Genomic DNA, 19,992 nt, shown 5'->3' with positions numbered 1-19,992 from the left:
TAATCCCTACTTTCCACTTTGTGAGCGAGATTATAGCCACACAATTGTTAAAAACCCTTTAAAGTTAACGCTCTAGGCCTAGCTCAATCTTATTTCCCGTTTGCTTCAAAACTTTAACACGGACTTTTTGCTCAAGAGCTAGATAATCACTTACTTTATCAACACGATGATCGGCAATTTTTGAAACATGTAAAAGACCATCAATTCCACCTGGAAGTTCAATAAACGCACCAAAATCAACAATACGTTTTACAACACCATCGACCACTTCATCTTGGACAAAAGTGGGGACTGGCTTCTCTTCTCTAGGTCCGCCGTGTCTGTCACCACCTCTTTCTCGACCACCGCCACGACCTCCAAAAGAAGGTTTATTGGTGATTTGAATAATATGCTCTTTTGCAGCCTCAACTTTTTCTTTGTTTTCACCTGCAATTTTAACTTCACCTTTTTCACGATCAAGATCAATCGAAACTTCGAATCTCTCAATAATCTCTCTAATAGTTTTGCCTGCTTGTCCAATAATATCAACGATTTTAGAAGGATCCACACTGAAAAGCTCAAGCTTTGGCAAAATTGCATTATTAATAACTATTTCTTGATTAGCAGCTTCCATGAGTCCCAGAATATGAGCTCTACCCTCTTTAGCCTGGTACAATGCTTCTTTGAGAACATCACGTGAGATACCACCGAGTTTTATATCCATTTGAAGTGCTGTAATACCTTCTCTGGTACCTGCTACTTTAAAATCCATATCACCGTCATGGTCTTCAAGTCCCATAATATCACTTAAAACGGCATGTTTATCACCTTCAAATACAAGACCCATTGCAATACCTGCAACGAGTTTTTCAAGATTAATCCCAGCAGCTTTAAGCGCCAATGCCCCACCACAAATCGTAGCCATAGAAGAAGAACCATTCGATTCCAAAATTTCAGAGACCAAACGAATGGTTTGCAAACGATTCATATCTAAAACAGGTTCTAATGCACGACGTGCCAGGTTACCATGTCCTAACTCTCTACGACCTGGCCCACGTAGTGGAGTAGCCTCTCCTACGGAGAATCCAGGGAAATTGTAGTTCACCATAAACGTATCGTTAATAGTATTTTTTTCTGTTAAAAGATCATACATTTGAGCGTCTTTATCATTTCCTAACGTTACGACTGCCAAAGCTTGTGTTTGACCTCTGGTGAAAAGACATGAACCATGCGCTTGTGGTAATAGATTGGTTTCAATGCTAATAGGTCTAATTTCATTAAGTTTTCTACCATCCGCGCGAACACGTTTTTCAATAATCATTTCGCGTACAATTTTCTTTTTATAAGCATTCACAACACTATCGACAAGCTCTTTACTCCATCCCTCAAGAACGGCAACTTCATCACATAAGATTTTTTTGATAATTTTGCCAAGCTCACTTGCACGTTCACTTTTTGCCATTTGATTAATAGCATTATGAACTTCTTCTTTATAAAATTCATCTACATAAGCAAAAATAGAATCACTTGCTAAATCTTGCTTATAATCAAGTACAGCATCCTCTTTTTTTAACGGCTTAAATGTAGCTTCATATGCAGATGTCGCTTCAGTAATAGCACTTTGTGCTTTATCAATTGCAACTAAAATAGCATCTTCATCAAATTCATTCACAGATTGTTTTGAAATAACACTCTCAGCTAATGTCGGATCTAACATTGGATCAATTGCCATAAGAGGCAAATTCATTGTTTCCATTGATGCGATAGAACGCATTTCGATCATTAAAAGCTCTTCCTTCGTTCCTGCAACATAAAGATCTAGTGTACTTGTTTTAAGAGCCGAGTTGGAAGGGTTAACAACATACTCACCATTAATATAGCCAATGCGCACACCAGCTACTGCTTTATTTACAGGAATATCAGAGAGATAAAGAGCTGCACTAGCCGCATTAAGTGCTGCGACTTGAAGATCAACTTCAGGATCACAACTCAGTACAAAAACGGTAATTTGAGTTGGATAGGCATAACCTTTTGGAAAAAGTGGCCTAAGGCTTCTATCAATAACACGTGAAGTAAGTGTTTCAAAATCACCTGGCTTTGTTTCGCGTTTAAAATAGCCACCTGGAATTTTTCCAACTGCATAGGTTTTTTCAATGTACTGTACGGTTAAAGGTACAAAATTTTCCGCAACCTGAGAATCATCTCTTGCTACAGTTGCTAAAATAACGGTGTTTTTAATCTTAAGTAATGCCGCACCCGCTGCTTGTTTAGCAACTTTACCAAGATCGTAAATCTCTTCTTGATTATTCACTATAATCTTATATTCCACTTTTTATCTCCTTATTTTAGTAACGCAAACATTTTATTATTGTTATAGTTTTTGCTCAGATTCTTTTGCAAATTCATAACCGACACTTCCTAGAGGGTAGAGATTAAACATGAACATAATCCCATCTCTACTGACTGAATCAATACTTGCACTGGTTAATTTTGGCGTTGTTTTCTCTTTATATTGCACAGAATAGTCCCAACATTTCATGGTCTTTTTAAACCCAAAACCCCATGATCTAAATTGATCATCTTGCATATCATAATCGACACTGGTAAAGACATTATAGTGTGTAAAATATTTGGTATCTGCATAGAAAGTTACATAACTATAATCTTTTTTTTGTGTTGTACTTTGATTTACTTTATAAATGGTGTTTTCTTTATATACTTTATCTTGAAATGTATAACGCACCGATGCAGAATAGATATCATCTGCATAATTCACTGAAACTTGATTACGAGACACTTTACTAAATTCATGCGAATAATGAAGATTATGCCCTAAATAAATTCTATCGGTCATATAGTATTTAAGATCATTTTCTAAATCACCATATTTATAATCATAGTCGCTGTAATAAATCTGTTTTAATGTATGACTTACTTTTTTTTCACCATCTTCATTATAGAAAAACTCTTTAAGTGAAAAAGTAGTACTTTTTGCCAATGTATTTAAGGTAATAAAATCTGCAATATAACCATTTTCCTCCTCTTTACTAGGAAGAATCTGATCAATTCCAAAATACATTGTATGATAAAAATTATCATACGGTTTTGATAATTCAGTATAAAGCGATAATTTATGATAATTACGCCAGTATTTTCCTTCACTCTCTTGCGTATCATCATTGCCATAAGCAATACGAGACATATAAACATTCTCAGAAATACTAAGATGTAAATAATCTTCCAAAAGCGAAAAATACAACGTAAAAGGAGCATCTAGCTCATTTTGAAATGCGGTAATGCCTTCTTTACGTGTATAATTATTGGCTTTATAATCGACAGAATAAAGTAAATTATCAACCAATAAAGGGTTGGCAAAATGGTGATAATGAAATGTAGGTAACTCTTGAAGTGTACTATCATTCGAAATTTTCGAAGTATCAATATAATATTTAGCATACAAACCAAAATAATCTTCATCGTGCTTAATATAATAATTTAAACGTGAAGTAGCCAATTTATCATAACTCGAAGTATCTTTACTCATTGTGTTATAATAATCGATATCATTAAGGTAATTAATATCAAACCATAATCCATCTTCAAGTGTATCGTATTTGCTACTTAAAAGAGTGCTTCTATCATAGGTCACTTTAAGACCGTAGTGACTATCATTTTTTAGATTTTCATCTTCAGCATATTGCTTATGCTCACTAAAATAACCCGTCGTTATTGCTCCACTCGAATAAGCTGAATCCACAAAACGATAAGTTCCATGCATACCTTCACCACGACTAGTACGAATTTGGGGTTTTAACTCTAAATCCCAATTTATGTCAGGTGCAAAATAGATAGGCTGCATATAGTAAAAGCCTTCTTTACTCCCCATACCAAATTCGGGTTTTAAGAGTCCAGTTCTACGTGTTTTATCTGTCGTAAAAGAAAAATAAGGAAGATACATCACGGGCATGTCCCCAGCATAAAAAACGGGATTGTAAAGATGCATCCATTTATTTTCTTTATCAAACTCACCACTTGTAAATGCAATTTTCCAGTCAGGATCTTGCGCATTACAACTGGAAACGATGGATTTTTGGGTAACGTACGTATCCGGATTCAAAACAGCATTTTCACATTTTATCCACACATTTGTACTTTCATCGACAAAGAAAAGTGGATCCGATACACCTTTATCGGTATTGAGATTGATTTTTGTATGCCCGCTTCGTGTTGCGTAACTCACACCTTCAAGCATCGTAATATTACCAAAAAGTTCTAAATCACCGTTGGCTTGATCATAATAGGCTTCATCCGCTGTAATAAGATACTTTGGACTATAAAGAACGACGTTCCCAACAGCGTGCACTAGGGTATCTTCTTTACTGACTGTATTTGCTAATACTTCTACATCTTGAGGTGTTTTTTGTGTTTCTGCTGCACATAAGCTTCCAAATGAAAGCAACAGTAGGAAAAAAATTCTAATTTGCATTGATAACCAACGTGTTGGCGACTTTATCATGCCATGTCTCTCTTTTTGGATTTAAAGCTGCCCATATAAAGCCTAAATAAAATATGGACTCACTGATAATTCTAAAGGCTGCTCGACTGAGCGATAATAAAAATGAAGGTTTTTCCAAATCATCAACTGAAATAACTCTAATTTTCATTGCAATTTTACCCAATGTTGCACCATACATCCATACAAAATAGGTTTGATAAATGACTTTTAAAACAACAACGTAGCCAAAAAGGCTATTGATCGCACCAATCATCTCTTCCGTACTCATATTTTCAGGAATCTGATCAAGGTAGATCAATGCAAATAAAACAGAAATCAAAATCTCATCAATCACATAAGCGAATCCTCGCTTTTGAAGCGAAGATAGCGTAATGTTTTCACTCTCAAACTTTTCAATCAACTCTTCATTTGTCATGTTTGAGTGCCTGATATGCAATATCGCTTCTAAATTGTTTACCTGCAAAATGTACTTGTCCACACAGCAAATAAGCTCTTTCCCGTGCCTCTTTGATGCTGTCACCAATACCTACACACAGTAAAACACGTCCACCTGTTGCATAAAGCTTACCGTCTTCAAGGCTAACACCAGCATACGAAATATGCGTATTCTCTAAACCTTCATGCACATTTTTATCGATAATAATCTCTGCAGGCTTTGAATCGCCATACGGATAATTTTCACTTGCCATGACCACAGCAATCGCATATTTATTAAAAAATTCAATCTTTAAATTTTTAAGATTTCCCGTAGCTGCTTTGTAAAAAAGCTCGCTTGCAGGTGTTTTTAAAAGAGGCATTAAAATTTCACACTCTGGGTCACCAAAACGAACGTTATACTCTAAAACGATTGGCTCATTTTTGACAATCATCAGGCCAATAAACAAAACGCCCTCAAATGGAGCATTCTCTTTTTGCATACCTGCCAAAGTAGGTTTAACAACTCTCTCTTCTACTTTTTTATACAACTCTTCATCAATAAGTGGTGTTGGAGCATACGCACCCATACCACCTGTATTTGGACCAATGTCATTATCTTTAAGGCGTTTGTGATCTTGTGCTGCTGGAAGGATTTTATAATCCACACCATCGCACACTACAAATAAAGAAAGCTCATAGCCATCTAAAAATTCTTCAACAACAACGCCAAGTCCAGCATCACCGAAGCTTTTACCGCTGAGCATGTCTGCCACGGCTTCTTTGGCTTCGCCTTTGCTTTGCGCGATGATAACACCTTTGCCTGCACACAGCCCATCAGCTTTAACAACAATGGGAAGTTCTAACGTTTCAATAAAGTCATTTGCTTTGTTTGCATCACTCGTTTCAATAAATTTTGCTGTTGGGATGTTATAACGAGAAAGAAAATTTTTCATAAAAATTTTTGAACCTTCTAGCCTTGCCGCTGATTTAGAAGCTCCAAAAATGACCAAACCTTGGGCTTTAAAAATATCAACAATTCCATCGACCAAAGCTGTTTCAGGCCCTACTATAGTCAAGTCAATACCGTTTTCTTTGGCAAAAACAGCGAGCGCTTCATAATCTTTAAAAGTGACATTTTGTCCAAGTTGTGGAGTAGCACCGTTCCCTGGTGCGAAAAAAAGTTCGGTTACTTTAGGATCACGTTTCAGTGCTAAACCTATAGAATATTCTCTGCCACCACTACCAACAACCATTACTTTCATTAACATTTCTCCAAAAAAAACTTGTTTCGTTTACAGGTAAAACCCAAGTGAGCGTTCCGAGATTGAAGCGGCCCTAATAAGCCAACTTCTGGGAGTCGACCTTTTCTTTAGGCTGCAATCTCTCGCTTTTTGCAAAGTTCAAACAAGACCACAGACACACCAAAAATGTACGCATTCCCTTATACTAATTGTTGGACCCTCATGAAAACGGTTGTCGCTTCACCCAGGCAAAGTAAACTACTAAACTTCTTTAATTATAAATAAATTTAGCTTCTAAAGAGCTTTTGCCAAGGCAATGCAGTGTTCAATACTTTGTGTTTGAGAGACGGTAGTCTTTACATTTTGAGGCAAGGCAGAAGCTGTTTTTTCACCAATGACAACAGCCACATAACTCTCATCCCACGTAAAATTTTCTAAAAAGCAGTGAACGGTTGAAGGGGAAGTAAAAATCAGCTTAGAGTCTTTTGGAGGAGCCTTAGTCGGAGGATAATGTATACATTTCGTTTCATAGACAATGCGTTGTTCTATATTAATGTGATTGTCCTGTAAAATTTCAAAAAGAGAAGAAGAAACCTCTTTGGCACGAGGGAAAAAAATCTTTTTACCCTGGACTAAAGGAATAACCGCTTTTGCAAAATCATCGCCATAAGATCGTTTACAGGTAAAGACTAAATTTCCTCCACAGTTTTGTATGAAAGAGGCTGTACCTTCTCCTATTGCATAGGATTCTTTATCGTGCCACGCAACACCACAACGCTGCAATGCCTTAACACTGTTTTTGGAGGTAAAAATAATCGCATCAAATCTTTCCAAATCAATGGATGTTGAATCAAATGCGATCTCAAAAAGAGGAAGATGCACTACCCCTTCATAGGCTATATCGCTGAAGAGGTAGATCATCGTTTTTATTCCCATTCAATCGTTGCAGGTGGTTTTGAAGAGATGTCGTACACCACGCGGTTAATGCCATTAACTTCATTAATAATACGTCTGCTGATATTCTCCAAAATCGTATGAGGAATATGTGCAAAGGTTGCCGTCATACCATCGGTTGCATCAACGATTCTGACACAAATGGTGTTATCGTATGTTCGATTATCGCCCATAACACCAACACTTTTAACATTAAGAAGTACAGTAAATGCCTGCCAAGTTTTTTCATAATACCCAGTTGAGCGAAGCTCTTGAAGCATAATGACATCTGCAGCCCTAAGAAGCACCAAATCCTCTTTGGTCACTTCACCCATAATACGAATAGCAAGACCAGGTCCTGGGAAAGGATGGCGAGAGAGCATGTCTTTAGGAAGTCCAAGTTCTGCTCCTAAAATTCTGACCTCATCTTTAAAAATTTCACGAAGTGGCTCAATGAGTTCAAACGTCATCCAATCTGGAAGTCCACCTACATTATGGTGTGATTTGATGGTTTTTGAAGGGCCTTTTACCGATACAGACTCGATAACATCGGTATAAAGTGTTCCTTGCGCCAAAAATTCAATACCATTGTGTTTTTTCGCCTCTTCATCAAAGACTTCAATAAATGTCGCACCAATGATTTTACGTTTTTGTTCAGGATCACTCACGCCTGCCAGGCGGCTTAAAAATTTCTCACTCGCATCGACGGTAATGAGTGGTACATTGCGACTTCTAAACATTGCTTCGACTTGTTCACGCTCATTGGCACGAAGCAGACCATTGTCCACAAAAACAGAAACGAGTTGGTCACCAATCGCTTCAGCTAAAAGGGTTGCGACAACAGAGCTATCTACACCGCCACTCACACCACACAAGACTTTTTTAGAGCCCACTTTCTCTTTAATTTTAGTAATTTGCTCTTTCGCAAATGAGCCCATATTCCATGTACTTTCACAACCACAAATATGTTTTGCGAAGTTTTTTAGCAGTTTTGAGCCTTCAGCACTGTGATACACTTCTGGGTGAAACTGAAACGCGTACATATTGCGTTTTTCATCGGCAATCGCAGCATAAGGTGAATTCTCACTGTAGCCGATTTTCTCAAATCCTGCAGGTAATGTTTCAACCCTGTCGCCATGACTCATCCACACAATTTGCCCGCATGTGGTGTCTTTGAAAATCTTATGATCACTCTCAAATTTTAGCTCAGCCTTGCCGTACTCTTGGTGCGTTGCAGGAATAACGCTACCACCAAAGTGTTGTGTTAAAAGCTGCATACCATAACAAATACCAAGAAGAGGCAATCCTAGCGTATACACAGCAGGATCAGGATGGTATGAATCTTTCGCATAAACAGATGCTGGACCACCACTTAAAATAATACCCTTAGGGTTACGCTTTTTGATATCTTCAATCTTCTCGTTATAAGGGACGATTTCACAATAAACACCGCTCTCACGGAGCTTACGTGCAATCAACTGAGTATATTGTGAACCAAAATCTAAAACTAAAATTGGGACTTCTTTCATTTACTTCCTTCTATTAATATAAACCAAGTATTTCAAACTGCACATACCAAATCACAACCGATAAAATATAACCTACGAGCACTGTCCATGCGTACTTCATGTGAGAACCAAACGTATAAATACCTCTAAGTTTTCCCATAACACCGACACCTGCAGCGGACCCAAAACTAATCATACTTCCGCCAATACCTGCGGTCATCGTGACTAACAACCATTGATCAACACCCATGGTTGGGTTGGCTTTTAAAACAGCACTCATCACAGGAACATTGTCAATAAAGGCTGATAGAAAGCCCACGCCAATATTAACCGTAGTCGCACCTGCACTTTCGTAAAGCTTCACAGCTAAATCTAAATACCCTAAGTAGTGCAATCCACCTACAGCTGCTAGTATACCAAAGAAAAAGAGTAAAGTATCATGTTCAATTTTGCTTACAGCAACAAATGTTTTTAACTCTTCATTGTGCGTACGTTTGAGTTGATAACTGTAAAGCTTTAAAAGGGAAAAACCAAACATCATGCCCCACATAGGAGGGATGTTAAATACCTGCTGACATAAAACCGCACATAAGATCGTAAATGCACCCAAATAAATAACGGACTTCCCGCCTTTGAGAATTTTAACACGCTCTTCTGTATGTACATCAAAAAGTGGTTTTCCTTCTGGTACTGAAAAAGAGAGTAACCATCCTGTTGCCAACCAACCTAAAAATGCAGAAGGAAATAATCCAAAAAAATCAAAAAATTCCGCTTTTCCTGCAATCCAAGGCATTAATGTTGTGATGTCTCCAAAAGGACTCCACGCACCCCCTGCATTCGCACCTACAACAATATTAATCGCGCCAGGTACTAAAAAGGCAGCATTTTTTTTCTCAATTGTCAATAAAACTGTTGATAATATCAGGGCTGTTGTTAAGTTATCAGCAACAGGACTGATAAAAAAAGCCAGTGTCCCCGTGAGCCAAAAAAGCTTTTTAAAAGAGTACCCTTTCGAAACTAGTCGATATTTGAGAGCATCAAACACACGTCGCTCTAGCATAACTTCAATGTAGGTCATCGCCACCAAAAGGAAAAAGAAAATTTGCGCGATCTCAAAAATAAGCATCTCAATTTCATGGCTTAACGGCTTAGAATCAAGTCCATTGATAGCATTGTATAAACCAATTAAAATAAAAATAAATGTCCCCACAAAGAGTGCAGGTTTTGCTTTATTGATATGAAATTTTTCTTCTGCAGCAATAACATAATATCCCAATATAAAAATTACCAAGGAGACAATACCCACCCACGTTGAAGTTAGATCTTGACCACTTGAGGCCCAAATAGTATTGACGAAGAAGAGCAATGCCATTATGATTCGCATATATCCATCCCTTGTTGTAAATAGTGTGCGCCAAGTGATTCTTTTCGATTAAGCGCACTGGTAATAATTTCGAGCGATACTAAAAGTCTTAATCTTAACAGTTTTCCTATAGACATGTCTAGCATCTCGTTCACACGTTTTTGTGCTTTTTCCAAAGTATGTGTTTCACGAACAATACCTGCATAAAACCACATCAAGTGGCGCAGTTCATTTTTCAGTATCTTGTCATTTTCCATAATCAACACTTCTTCTGTTTCGCTAAAGAGATGCTGTTTTTTAGGATTAACTATCGTCTGTTTGATTTCATTCGCTACACGAGCTGAAAAGACCAACCCTTCGAGCAATGAGTTACTCGCAAGTCTATTGGCTCCATGAACACCCGTATGAGCGCACTCACCCACAGCATAAAGATCTTTTACCGTTAAGACGTTACCATGTAAATCTGTCTTTATTCCACCCATAGAATAGTGAAAGGCTGGTGAGATCGGAATACGTTGTTTTGGTACGTCATAGCCAATAGTCGTCATATTGAAATAGATACTTGGAAAACGCTGTTTAAAATGTTCTGGTTCAAAGGTACTTAGATCTAAATAAACCTCTTTGCCTGTTTTTTGTTTGTGTTTAAAAATAGCACGGCTCACAACATCGCGAGGAGCAAGCTCGCCCCTTGGATCATACTCAAATACAAAACGTTTGCCATCTTCATCGACAACTTGTGCACCCTCGCCTCGCAGTGATTCACTCAAAAGCTGTTTCCGTACACTGTTCCCAAGTACAAATGCCGTTGGATGAAACTGCATCATTTCCATATCTGTAAGCACAATGCCGTGTCTTAGGCAAATGCCTTGCATGTCTGCACTAATGGTTCGAGCATTCGTGTGATACTCATAAAGCGAGCCAACACCCCCACTAGCGATAATGACTTTTTTGGCATAAAGATTAAAAATTTTATCGTTATGAAAAACACGCGCACCATAGCACTCACCCTCATCAATGAGCAAATCGGTTACTTGCGTGTTATAAAGAATTGGAAAGGGTAATTGTTGCATTAAAAAGAGATGAATATACCGCCCTGTAGCATCACCACCTGCATGTAAAATACGATTAGTACTGTGGGCAGCTTCTTTGGTGTAAAGTAAATTCCCTGAAGTATCTTTATCGAATTGAAAACCCATATCGATCAAACGTTGAATGGCGATGGGACCTTCAGAGCAAAGTACATCCACTGAGGCAGGATTACAATGCCCAGCGCCTGCTTCAAGCGTATCTTTCACATGCAAAGGCACATCAGCGGCATTATTGGCTACAGCAACGCCACCTTGCGCATAAAATGTATTGCATTCCCAAGCATAGTCTTTGGAAACAATGAGCACACTCAAAGATTTTGGCAATGCCAAAGCGGTACTCAGTCCCGCAATGCCAGTGCCAATGATTAGAACATCGTAAGACGTTTTCATTTATTTAATTGTAGTTCGTATGTTTTTAGGATATTTTGTTTCGTTGTTTTCTTTGTAGATAGGAGGACCTTTGAATCCACATCCAAACAGAGAAAAGCCTAAACATGCTATAATTAGCATATGAAAGATTCCAAAAGTATAATTTCTCATCTCGTACAACAACCTTCTATGAAGAAATATGAGCAGATGCGTTGTTATGACAAGTTGCTCAGTTTATTACCCAAAAGCTTCACAAGCATGATACGGTTTGTGTACACCAAAAATGAAACACTCTTTTTTGTACTCAATCATCCTTGCGCCAAAATGGAGTTTAATTATAAACGTAATTTAATAAAGAGTCTATTAAAGGAACTTCTTGCCCATTTTCCAGAGTGTTCGTGCTTACAAGTAAAAGAAGTTCAATCCTTTGTTACGAACCAAAAAAGTGAAGAAGATTCCTTAATTGTCTCTGCGAATTCAGAAATTTTCTATGCAGAACAAGCTACGGGAGAATTTGAAACGCTTTGTGATGATCCTAATCTACGTTCTCTTTTTGATGCCATCAAAGATACGATTGCTAAAAACAGATCATGTTAATCCAAAAACTTAAAAATGCCCCGCACAGTGCGGGAATCTACCAATATTTTAATGCTTCGGGAATGCTGCTTTATGTGGGCAAAGCCAAAAGCATTAAAAACCGTGTTAAGAGCTATTTTCGTTTTTCAGGCGAACTCTCCGCCGCTCCAAATCTCTCGCCTCGTATCGCAAAAATGATCAGTGAAGTTGAAAATGTAGAGTACATCGTTGTTCAAAGTGAACACGATGCACTTATCTTAGAAAATTCGCTCATTAAACAGCTCAAACCCAAATACAACATCCTTCTAAGAGATGATAAAACATACCCGTATATTGCTATCAATCTTGCTGAAAGCTTCCCTCGTTTTGAGATTACTCGAAAAATTGTTAACGATAAGAATATAAAATATTTTGGTCCACTTTCAGGCTCTGCCAAGGCACTTTTAGATGCCCTCTATTTAGCCTTTCCTCTTGTCCAAAAAAAAGGATGTTTGAAAGGGAAAAAAGCGTGTCTTTTTCATCAAATTCATCGCTGTTTGGCGCCATGTGAAGGGAAAGTGGAAACCTCGATTTATGCCAAAATTGTTCAAGAAGCACTCGAATCTTTAAACGACCAAAAAAAACTTGTAAGTCTTTTACAGGTGAAGATGGAAGAAGCGTCCATAAAGCTCAATTTCGAAGAAGCAGCCAAACTTCGCGACATTATCAACTCCATCAAAGATGCATTACATGTCACGCATGTTGAACTTTCAAAACTGGAAGATTACGATGTCTTTGCCGTTGAGATCATGGAAAAGACAGCCGTCATTATGCGTCTGTTTATCCGTGAAGGAAAAATCGTTTCAACCTCACATACACTGATGCACAATGCCTATGGTTTCGAAAAAGATGAACTCTATCAAAGAGCACTTTTTGAGTTTTACAACCCTATGAATCAAACATTTTCAAAGCAAATTCTCGTCGCTGAATCCTTTAGTGAACAAGAGTATATGAGCCACTTTCTCAGTGAAAAATTTGCGCAAAAGATCACGATAAACACGCCTCAACGTAGTGAAAAACTACATCTTACCTCTATAGCACAAGAAAATGCCACATCCTTGCTACTCCAACACAGCACTAAAAACAACAACACCCTTGCCGAGCAGATGCAAACACTCTTTGACCTTATTGCCCTTCCAAAGCGTATCGAGATTTTTGACAACTCACATCTTGGAGGGAAGTCTCCTGTGGGTGGTATGGTCGTATGGGATGAAGGATTTGACAAAGCAAGTTATCGCCGTTATGAGCTTCATCATGCTGATGAATACGCTCAGATGAAAGAGATGCTTGAGCGTCGTATCAATGACTTTTCAAAAGAATCACCACCCGATCTTTGGGTTTTAGATGGTGGAGAGACGATTCTTAAATTAGCCAAAACACTGCTTGCCCCAAAAGGCTTGCATGTCGATTTGCTTGCTATTGCTAAAGAGAAGCGTGATGCCAAAGCATACCGTGCCAAAGGAAGTGCGCACGATCTTCTCTACACCAAAAATCAATCTTTTGCACTTCCTGTAAGCGATAAACGTTTGCAATTTTTGCAAAGACTTCGCGATGAGGCTCACCGCTTTGCCATTACCTATCACCAAAAGAAAAAACGAGGACGAGACATGAGTTTGGAGCTTCAAACCATAGAAGGAATTGGGGCAGCAACCATCAAAAAACTCCTCCTTTATTTTGAAACATTTGAGGCTATCTATAACGCCTCACAAGATGAATTATCCCATGTTATTGGTTCGAAATTAGGCGCTACGTTATACAAGGCATTGTCTAAATAGTGCATAAGGTCAGTTATTAAGTCACTTTAAGATACAATTAACTTTCATCATAACACAAGGATGCTCTTTGATACTGTACGATCAGAACAGTCAGTTTCTTGGTCTTGGCTCTTATGAGCTGGTGCTTTTAGGCTTTGAAGATATGGCAGAATTTTGTCGTTATCATCAAGATTTTAAAGAACTGTTGGTTGAAGAAGAGGGCTATATCTGCGCTTCAACTGCTTTTTCATGGCTTGATTTTCTACGTTACAGTGGTGCACCTGATAAAAAAATTTTAATTCAAACGCATGAAGATGGCAAACGCATCGAAGCAGGTATAAAAATTAGTGAAATCCATCTCAAATCATCTGTAGAAGAACCTACAACACTCTATTATGCGTTAGAGTTAACCAAGCCACCTCATCAAAAATCAGATGAGAGCGATAATGAACCAAGAGAACTACCTGTTGATCCATTTGAATATCATTCTATTGATCAAATTCGCTTAGAAGATTTCGATTTTGAAATCCCCGATAAAAAAACAGATCCTTTATATAATTTTGCATTATGCGCGCAAAAACTAGGCATTGATTTACATACAATGTCACAAAAAGTTGAAACATACCTAGCATCAGTAGAGGAAACGGTTGCATACATCGATACACTCGTACAAAAAGAAGCCCTGCAAGAGGCACGTAAAGAACTTAAAAATCTAAAAAACACTACGCGCGAACTCCGTATTGCCTCACTTTACCGTCCATTGCAAACTATTGAAGCCCTTATGGGACATAGCAACGAACCGCTTTATGTAGAGGCCCTTCTTAACTTAAGAGCTGCCATTAAGACCTTTAAGGAGCAACTTGCATGAAACTACTTTTAGTGCTCAGTTGTATTCTCACATTTGGTTTTTCTGATGCTTTTTATGAAGCAATGACCGCCTATAAAAATAATCAATTTTTACAAGCAAAAACTCTTTTTGAACGCTCTATTCAAGAGGAACATGGCATTCACGGTAACTTTTATCTGGGTAAGATGTACTTACGTGGTGAAGGAGTCGATGTACATCTTCCGACCGCAATTACTTACTTGGAACAAGCTGTTATTAAAGGCAATATCAAAGCACAATGCTTCCTTGCAGAAGCCTACCTTAAAAGCCGTACGAAACGTGATAACGCTATCTTACTGCTTCAAGAAGGGGCTAAAGAGAGTTTTACATGTAAAGAAGTTGCCGCCGTTTTCAAAATTCCACTCAACGATGCGAAATACAGTAAAGGAATTAATCGATGAAATCATCTCTCAACAGAATGCTTCGTCTCCTGAGCCACTTTCCATTGGTCATTTTATTTCTTGTTTCAAGCTATTTACTCTATATCTCGTATATGAACCTTGATGCCTCACGCAAAGTTGAGAGCGCACTTCAGAACACGCAACTGCTTACGCATTTAGCACAAACCCTCTCCAAAGAGCGAGAGTTGAGCGCATCACTTCTTTTAAATAGCCAAGATAGTATTGACAAAGAAGCTTTGCAAGCACAATATGCCCTTGTCAATGAAGCTATGAAAACTTTTCATGATTTCTATCAATATCACCCAATATCACCCAATATTCAAGCCGTGGTAGCATACTTGACAAAACTTGCAGAAATGCGTCATGTTGTTGAAAATGGCACGATAGATTTTAACCGTATGTTTTTTGATTATTACGTTCAAATTAACCGCTTTTTGTATCAAGAAGTTGCCTCTTTGACACGTAAAGCACCAATGATTGATGATGTGGAAAACCTTATTCATGTCCAATTCATTCTTCTTGAAAATCAAGAGTATCTTGCACAAGAGCGTGATTTTATTTCAAAAATAATTACAAGATACCTTCCCTTTGAATCTAAAGAGGTGACATTGTGGATAAAAATGTTTACATCTGCCGAGCCTTTTGAACTCGCCATGATCAATGACACCAACGTGCGTGCAGAGCTTGAAAAAATTCAACAATCTTCAGAAACACTTGAAATGGAAAATAAAATAACTAAAGCCAAAGCAGACATTGTGACAGCTTCGCAAAACGGTGATTATTTTATAGAACCATCAGCATGGACAATGCTTCTAAATCAAAAAATAGAACTGCTTGAACGTTATGCAAAACGTATCCACGATGCACGTAATGAGACATATCTTAACCATTATAACCAAGCACTTGCGCAACTCATCAGTGCCTCAGCGACATGCCTTATCGCTATTTTGTTAATGTTTGCAGGATTTATCCCTTCCAATACTTTTCCAGAAGAACGCACTCGCAAAAACAATGATGACCAAGAAGAAGTTCTTGAAGAAGAGACAACGATCACGCAACCGCTTTATAAAGAGGTTCAATGCAATATAAAAAATGACCACATAAGTATTGAAGAGCCTGATGAAGTGTTGGAAATTTTAGTCTACAAGAAAAGTACGATTGAGACAAAAATCTTTGCAAGTATTCTTTCCAAACAGTGTCAATCTGTTGATACAGCCACAACATACTGCGAATTTCGCCGTAAAGTGATTATGAACCACTACAGTATGATTCTCTTTGATTATGAGATACTGGAAGAAGAAGCGGAAGCTTTTTTAGAGCTTATTCATGAGGTTGAAGCAGCACGTCACCTTGGGCATATTCATACGATGATGTTTGTAAACCCTATCGAAAACGATCCACTCTTTCAACCTGCATTTGATACGGTTCTTTCTAACACTCTCAGTAAGGATGAACTTGAAGCGCTCATGGCAACATTTATAACACGAAATGGAGCCACAAACCGAGCTGTTTAGGGACTATTTCCCTTGATGAATTACCGCATGAATTTGATGATATAAAGAGGTAATTTCCTCTTTTTTCTCAATAAAACTGTTTTTATTTGCAATCAAATATGCCGATGAATCTAAAATAGTCTCAACGACTTTAAGACCATTTTGTTTCATCGTACTGCCTGTCTCCACAATATCAACAATCACATCTGAAAGCCCTACAAGCGGTGCTAGTTCGATAGAACCATAAAGCTTAATAATATCAACCGCCATCGCTTTTTTTGAAAAATATTTTTGGGCGATATTGGTCATTTTAGTAGCGACTTTGAGTTCAGGAGCACTATAATCAATCTCTTTGCCCTCTTGAATCCCGACACACACTTTACACTTTCCAATACCAAGATCAAGTAAGCGAAGTAAATCTTCATCTTTCTCTTCCAAAACATCTAAACCAACGACCCCAATGTCCGCTGATTGATGTAAAACATAGGCTGGAACATCTTGATTGCGAACCAATAAAAATCGAAATCCATCGGCTTCCAAAATTAATTTACGATCATCAAAACGAAAAGCTGTTCCAAAAATTTTTTCAAAAATTTCTAACGTCTCTTCTGCAATTCTACCTTTTGGTAATGCTACTGTTAACATTCTCTTCCTTTTATTCTATATTAATCAAAAAACCTATGCTCCAGCCACTGAGGCATTGAACCTTCCTTTAAAAAGGAGTTTATTCTTCTTACTGATCCAAGTGTGCTTGTTTAATAGTTTTAAGCATTCCTCTAAAAATAAGCGTTCGATCAAAAATCGCATTAGTGAAAAACTTAGAAAAAAACTTTCCATCGCCACCGGTAAAAAAGATTCGTTTGTCTTTACAGGTAACTTCTAAAAGCATAATAATCGACTTAACCACACCATACGAAATAGCATCATTTGTCTTTTGAGGCAAAGCATCCAAAGCAATACTAGGATTAATCTGCAAATCCAACCGTGGAGAAATAGAAGCATAACACTTCTCATATGCGATCAATCCTGGCAAAATAAAACCTCCAAGGTGCATACCTCCTGACATAATATCAATGGTAATGGCACTTCCCGCATCGACAATCATACCATCTTCAATCGTGCAACACGCTGCAACACGATCAATTCCCATCCCTTGGTAAATGGTGTCAAATTCAAAATAAGGTTCTAAATCAATAAAATTATACTTGCTTGAAAGTGAACTCTTGATGGCATCATTTACACAAATATAATAAACTTTCTCTTTGGTCGAAAATTCTTTAAACTGCTTGTGTGAAAGAGTCCACACTTTGCCATCTTGATAAAAATCAGCATTGGAATTGCCAATATCACATAAGATCATCGTAAACCTTCCAACCATTTTCTTGAAGAAGCAGTGATGCTTTGGAGCATAACGGGGCACTTAACAACAGATGTTTATGCTTATAGTTATGCTTTACATGTAACTCTAAGGCCTTACAAAGCTCCAAAATCTCCTCTACGTGTTTACGTAAAAATCGACTCTTTTGCTCAATACGAAAAATAAGGTGGTAAAAAGATTTTGAGTCAACTCCACTAAAAATAGCGAGTTTTTTGCGAGTATGGAGAATTTTTGGATCCACCACGTCCAGAGATGTAAAAACGACCTGCTTGCGACAAATGCGCTCTAACATCTCCTTCATGATGACAACAAAGCCCAATTCCTATTGTTTACGATTGAGCTTGAAAAAATGGTTTTTATAGTAAAGTGAATCGCCTGTTGTAAAGACGTGACTCTCAATTCCATCAGGCAGTTTATAAACATTGGTTGTAATAAGATCTAAATCTGTCGCGATTACGTAACCACCTTTTTCGATCATATAAACAAAATCACCGTAAATCGTTCCAGCAAAAGTTGCAAACTCAAATTTACGCTCTTTAAGTTTTTTGAGATCAGCATCTGTCAAAATCACACGTCCATCTTTTGTAAAGACAAAAACACGATTTTCAAGAACAATTACATCTTTGACTTCCGCATCTAAGAAGTGGATTGATTTTGGGCTAATAGAGACAACTTTACTTTTTGTTGCCGCAACCAAACGATCTCCTAAAACTTGAAGATAGATGATATTGCCAAAGAATTTTTCATTGCTTACCACAACATCACGGATAGGTTTTTTAGTTTGTTCATCAACAATGACCAATTTACCATCTAATGTTGGGAAAACAATCAAGTCACCTAAAAAATGGGGCGCAGCTATACGTGAATCTAAAACATAGACATTGTCTTGTTGAAGGTGCATTAGCTCTTTGCCATCATTATTGATATCGATAAGTACAAGTTCATTTGAGCCTAAAACAAGGGCAAGAACATTTCCTTTAAGTGCTGCTGATGCAACTGAAACGCTACATTCTTTTGAAAAAAGAACTTTTTTATTCGCATCAACAATTTGTACAGCGCCACATTTAGAAGCAGCAACATAACGTCCTTTATCTTCAGCAAGGTAAATAAACCCTTCTGGTAAGACAATTGAAGAAAGTCCTTTTTTAGTAATGACTTGACCATTAGACAATGTAGCACCATCTCTTACGGCATCAACAATAGTACCTGGTAAAGAACCATCATAACTTAACTTCCCAGCAACTGTCTCTGGTTCAAAGTATTGACGTTTTGTGCCACAGCCGCTTACGATCAATAATAAAGTCAAAAGTGAAAAAACAATTTTTGCGTATCTCATTATTTTAAACCTTGGTAGTGTTCTAGATTTTTTGCAATCTGTTTAAGTGGAGAATTTGCCTCAATCTGAGCAAATTTCAACCTCGCCTCTTCTATTTTCTTCTCTTTAAGCAATTCATACCCTTCTTGCAGAAGCACCATACCTGAAAGTAACTCTCCTTTTGGTGTTGCGTTAGCATCAAGTTGTGAAAGCTGATAGGTTGCTAAGTCTGCTAATATAGGATCCTCTTTAGAAAGTGACACGCTTTTAAGCGCCTCAACATCACCTTTCGCCAATGCTGTTTCGAAGATAAACATGCCATACAGCTTTGGATTTTTTGCTTTGAGTGTTTCAAGCGCAGACGAATTGTTTGCATCTTTAAGAAGTGCTTGATATGCAGCATTGGAAACTTTTAAACGCTGCCCTGCCATAACGTCATTGATAGCATATCCACCCGCACCAAAAGCTAAGAGCACTAATGCTGAGATGATATATTTTTTATTGCGTTTAAAAAAACGTTCACTTTTGATCATTCCCTCAAGGAACTGCTCTTCTGTGGTAATTTCTTCTTTGACCGCATTAATATTCTCTTTAAGTCCCAAACACTATCCTTATACAAGCAATTTTTTTAAAAACATAACAAAGTTTATCACAAGAAATATAAAAAGGGACTAATACCATTTCAGTATCAGCAAAAGAGAATTTGCTATAATCATCTTTTAAAAAGATTTAAGGA

General features: G+C 37.6%; 18 protein-coding genes. 5 read left to right on the top strand and 13 right to left on the bottom strand.

The features are described from left to right. Nucleotides 1–64: 64 nt before the first annotated feature. From V7Q04_RS03270 to nadB, 8 genes are all read right to left on the bottom strand, one after another. Nucleotides 65–2,308, bottom strand: a complete 2,244-nt coding sequence (locus tag V7Q04_RS03270) for a polyribonucleotide nucleotidyltransferase (RefSeq protein ID WP_333803475.1) — start codon at nucleotides 2,306–2,308, stop codon at nucleotides 65–67. Between the two features lie 42 nt (nucleotides 2,309–2,350). Then, nucleotides 2,351–4,465: an LPS-assembly protein LptD gene (locus tag V7Q04_RS03265; RefSeq protein WP_333803474.1), complete on the bottom strand. Its 2,115-nt coding sequence runs from the start codon at nucleotides 4,463–4,465 to the stop codon at nucleotides 2,351–2,353. Further along, nucleotides 4,455–4,910: an RDD family protein gene (locus tag V7Q04_RS03260; RefSeq protein ID WP_333803473.1), complete on the bottom strand. Its 456-nt coding sequence runs from the start codon at nucleotides 4,908–4,910 to the stop codon at nucleotides 4,455–4,457. Before V7Q04_RS03260 ends, V7Q04_RS03265 begins: the two co-directional genes overlap by 11 nt. Further along, the gene (purD, locus tag V7Q04_RS03255) at nucleotides 4,900–6,174 is read right to left on the bottom strand and encodes a phosphoribosylamine--glycine ligase (RefSeq protein ID WP_333803472.1); all 1,275 of its coding nucleotides are present in this window, start codon (nucleotides 6,172–6,174) and stop codon (nucleotides 4,900–4,902) included. Before purD ends, V7Q04_RS03260 begins: the two co-directional genes overlap by 11 nt. Nucleotides 6,175–6,447: 273 nt before the next feature. Then, nucleotides 6,448–7,074, bottom strand: coding sequence for a uroporphyrinogen-III synthase (locus tag V7Q04_RS03250; protein ID WP_333803471.1), 627 nt, complete (start codon nucleotides 7,072–7,074; stop codon nucleotides 6,448–6,450). 5 nt (nucleotides 7,075–7,079) lie between these two features. Further along, nucleotides 7,080–8,615, bottom strand: a complete 1,536-nt coding sequence (gene guaA, locus V7Q04_RS03245) for a glutamine-hydrolyzing GMP synthase (protein ID WP_333803470.1) — start codon at nucleotides 8,613–8,615, stop codon at nucleotides 7,080–7,082. Between the two features lie 13 nt (nucleotides 8,616–8,628). Further along, the gene (gene nhaD / locus V7Q04_RS03240; RefSeq protein WP_333803469.1) at nucleotides 8,629–9,978 is read right to left on the bottom strand and encodes a sodium:proton antiporter NhaD; all 1,350 of its coding nucleotides are present in this window, start codon (nucleotides 9,976–9,978) and stop codon (nucleotides 8,629–8,631) included. Next, the gene (gene nadB, locus V7Q04_RS03235) at nucleotides 9,966–11,435 is read right to left on the bottom strand and encodes an L-aspartate oxidase (RefSeq protein ID WP_333803468.1); all 1,470 of its coding nucleotides are present in this window, start codon (nucleotides 11,433–11,435) and stop codon (nucleotides 9,966–9,968) included. The genes nhaD and nadB overlap by 13 nt, the downstream gene beginning before the upstream one ends. A 237-nt stretch (nucleotides 11,436–11,672) precedes the next feature. Here nadB and V7Q04_RS03230 point away from each other — a divergent pair, with 237 nt between their 5' ends. The 5 genes from V7Q04_RS03230 to V7Q04_RS03210 all read left to right on the top strand — a co-directional run bounded on the left by V7Q04_RS03230 (nucleotide 11,673) and on the right by V7Q04_RS03210 (nucleotide 16,584). Further along, nucleotides 11,673–12,011: a hypothetical protein gene (locus V7Q04_RS03230; RefSeq protein ID WP_333803467.1), complete on the top strand. Its 339-nt coding sequence runs from the start codon at nucleotides 11,673–11,675 to the stop codon at nucleotides 12,009–12,011. Further along, entirely contained in the window at nucleotides 12,002–13,804 is a 1,803-nt protein-coding gene (gene uvrC, locus V7Q04_RS03225; RefSeq protein WP_333803698.1) for an excinuclease ABC subunit UvrC, read from the top strand. Before V7Q04_RS03230 ends, uvrC begins: the two co-directional genes overlap by 10 nt. Nucleotides 13,805–13,871: 67 nt before the next feature. Further along, complete coding sequence (locus V7Q04_RS03220; protein WP_333803466.1) at nucleotides 13,872–14,651, top strand: hypothetical protein; 780 nt, start codon at nucleotides 13,872–13,874, stop codon at nucleotides 14,649–14,651. Beyond that, nucleotides 14,648–15,070 (top strand): hypothetical protein, encoded by a 423-nt coding sequence (locus V7Q04_RS03215; RefSeq protein WP_333803465.1) that lies wholly within the window; start codon nucleotides 14,648–14,650, stop codon nucleotides 15,068–15,070. Before V7Q04_RS03220 ends, V7Q04_RS03215 begins: the two co-directional genes overlap by 4 nt. Next, nucleotides 15,067–16,584: a nitrate- and nitrite sensing domain-containing protein gene (locus V7Q04_RS03210; protein ID WP_333803464.1), complete on the top strand. Its 1,518-nt coding sequence runs from the start codon at nucleotides 15,067–15,069 to the stop codon at nucleotides 16,582–16,584. The genes V7Q04_RS03215 and V7Q04_RS03210 overlap by 4 nt, the downstream gene beginning before the upstream one ends. Before the next feature lie 3 nt (nucleotides 16,585–16,587). Here V7Q04_RS03210 and hisG read toward each other — a convergent pair whose 3' ends face one another. The 5 genes from hisG to V7Q04_RS03185 form a co-directional block, all read right to left on the bottom strand. Further along, nucleotides 16,588–17,208: an ATP phosphoribosyltransferase gene (gene hisG / locus V7Q04_RS03205; RefSeq protein ID WP_333803463.1), complete on the bottom strand. Its 621-nt coding sequence runs from the start codon at nucleotides 17,206–17,208 to the stop codon at nucleotides 16,588–16,590. Nucleotides 17,209–17,296: 88 nt separating this feature from the next. Beyond that, nucleotides 17,297–17,923, bottom strand: coding sequence for a type III pantothenate kinase (locus V7Q04_RS03200; RefSeq protein WP_333803462.1), 627 nt, complete (start codon nucleotides 17,921–17,923; stop codon nucleotides 17,297–17,299). Next, nucleotides 17,910–18,233, bottom strand: a complete 324-nt coding sequence (locus V7Q04_RS03195) for a hypothetical protein (RefSeq protein WP_333803461.1) — start codon at nucleotides 18,231–18,233, stop codon at nucleotides 17,910–17,912. The genes V7Q04_RS03200 and V7Q04_RS03195 overlap by 14 nt, the downstream gene beginning before the upstream one ends. A gap of 30 nt (nucleotides 18,234–18,263) precedes the next feature. Further along, nucleotides 18,264–19,277 (bottom strand): outer membrane protein assembly factor BamB family protein, encoded by a 1,014-nt coding sequence (locus tag V7Q04_RS03190; protein WP_333803460.1) that lies wholly within the window; start codon nucleotides 19,275–19,277, stop codon nucleotides 18,264–18,266. Beyond that, nucleotides 19,277–19,858, bottom strand: a complete 582-nt coding sequence (locus tag V7Q04_RS03185; RefSeq protein WP_333803459.1) for a hypothetical protein — start codon at nucleotides 19,856–19,858, stop codon at nucleotides 19,277–19,279. The genes V7Q04_RS03190 and V7Q04_RS03185 overlap by 1 nt, the downstream gene beginning before the upstream one ends. Nucleotides 19,859–19,992: the final 134 nt, after the last annotated feature.

Source organism: Sulfurospirillum sp. (genome assembly GCF_036802865.1).
GTDB lineage: Bacteria > Campylobacterota > Campylobacteria > Campylobacterales > Sulfurospirillaceae > Sulfurospirillum.
The sequence above is the reverse complement of the archived record's forward strand: the minus strand, read 5'-3'. Positions and strand labels throughout refer to the sequence as shown.

Bases quoted from the DNA above. Each gene is read 5' to 3' on its own strand.
- V7Q04_RS03265 (WP_333803474.1), bottom strand. From the start codon at position 4,465: ATGCAAATTAGAATTTTTTTCCTACTGTTGCTTTCATTTGGAAGCTTA.
- V7Q04_RS03260 (WP_333803473.1), bottom strand. From the start codon at position 4,910: ATGACAAATGAAGAGTTGATTGAAAAGTTTGAGAGTGAAAACATTACG.
- purD (WP_333803472.1), bottom strand. From the start codon at position 6,174: ATGAAAGTAATGGTTGTTGGTAGTGGTGGCAGAGAATATTCTATAGGT.
- V7Q04_RS03250 (WP_333803471.1), bottom strand. From the start codon at position 7,074: ATGATCTACCTCTTCAGCGATATAGCCTATGAAGGGGTAGTGCATCTT.
- guaA (WP_333803470.1), bottom strand. From the start codon at position 8,615: ATGAAAGAAGTCCCAATTTTAGTTTTAGATTTTGGTTCACAATATACT.
- nhaD (WP_333803469.1), bottom strand. From the start codon at position 9,978: ATGCGAATCATAATGGCATTGCTCTTCTTCGTCAATACTATTTGGGCC.
- nadB (WP_333803468.1), bottom strand. From the start codon at position 11,435: ATGAAAACGTCTTACGATGTTCTAATCATTGGCACTGGCATTGCGGGA.
- V7Q04_RS03230 (WP_333803467.1), top strand. From the start codon at position 11,673: ATGATACGGTTTGTGTACACCAAAAATGAAACACTCTTTTTTGTACTC.
- V7Q04_RS03215 (WP_333803465.1), top strand. From the start codon at position 14,648: ATGAAACTACTTTTAGTGCTCAGTTGTATTCTCACATTTGGTTTTTCT.
- V7Q04_RS03210 (WP_333803464.1), top strand. From the start codon at position 15,067: ATGAAATCATCTCTCAACAGAATGCTTCGTCTCCTGAGCCACTTTCCA.
- hisG (WP_333803463.1), bottom strand. From the start codon at position 17,208: ATGTTAACAGTAGCATTACCAAAAGGTAGAATTGCAGAAGAGACGTTA.
- V7Q04_RS03200 (WP_333803462.1), bottom strand. From the start codon at position 17,923: ATGATCTTATGTGATATTGGCAATTCCAATGCTGATTTTTATCAAGAT.
- V7Q04_RS03195 (WP_333803461.1), bottom strand. From the start codon at position 18,233: ATGTTAGAGCGCATTTGTCGCAAGCAGGTCGTTTTTACATCTCTGGAC.
- V7Q04_RS03190 (WP_333803460.1), bottom strand. From the start codon at position 19,277: ATGAGATACGCAAAAATTGTTTTTTCACTTTTGACTTTATTATTGATC.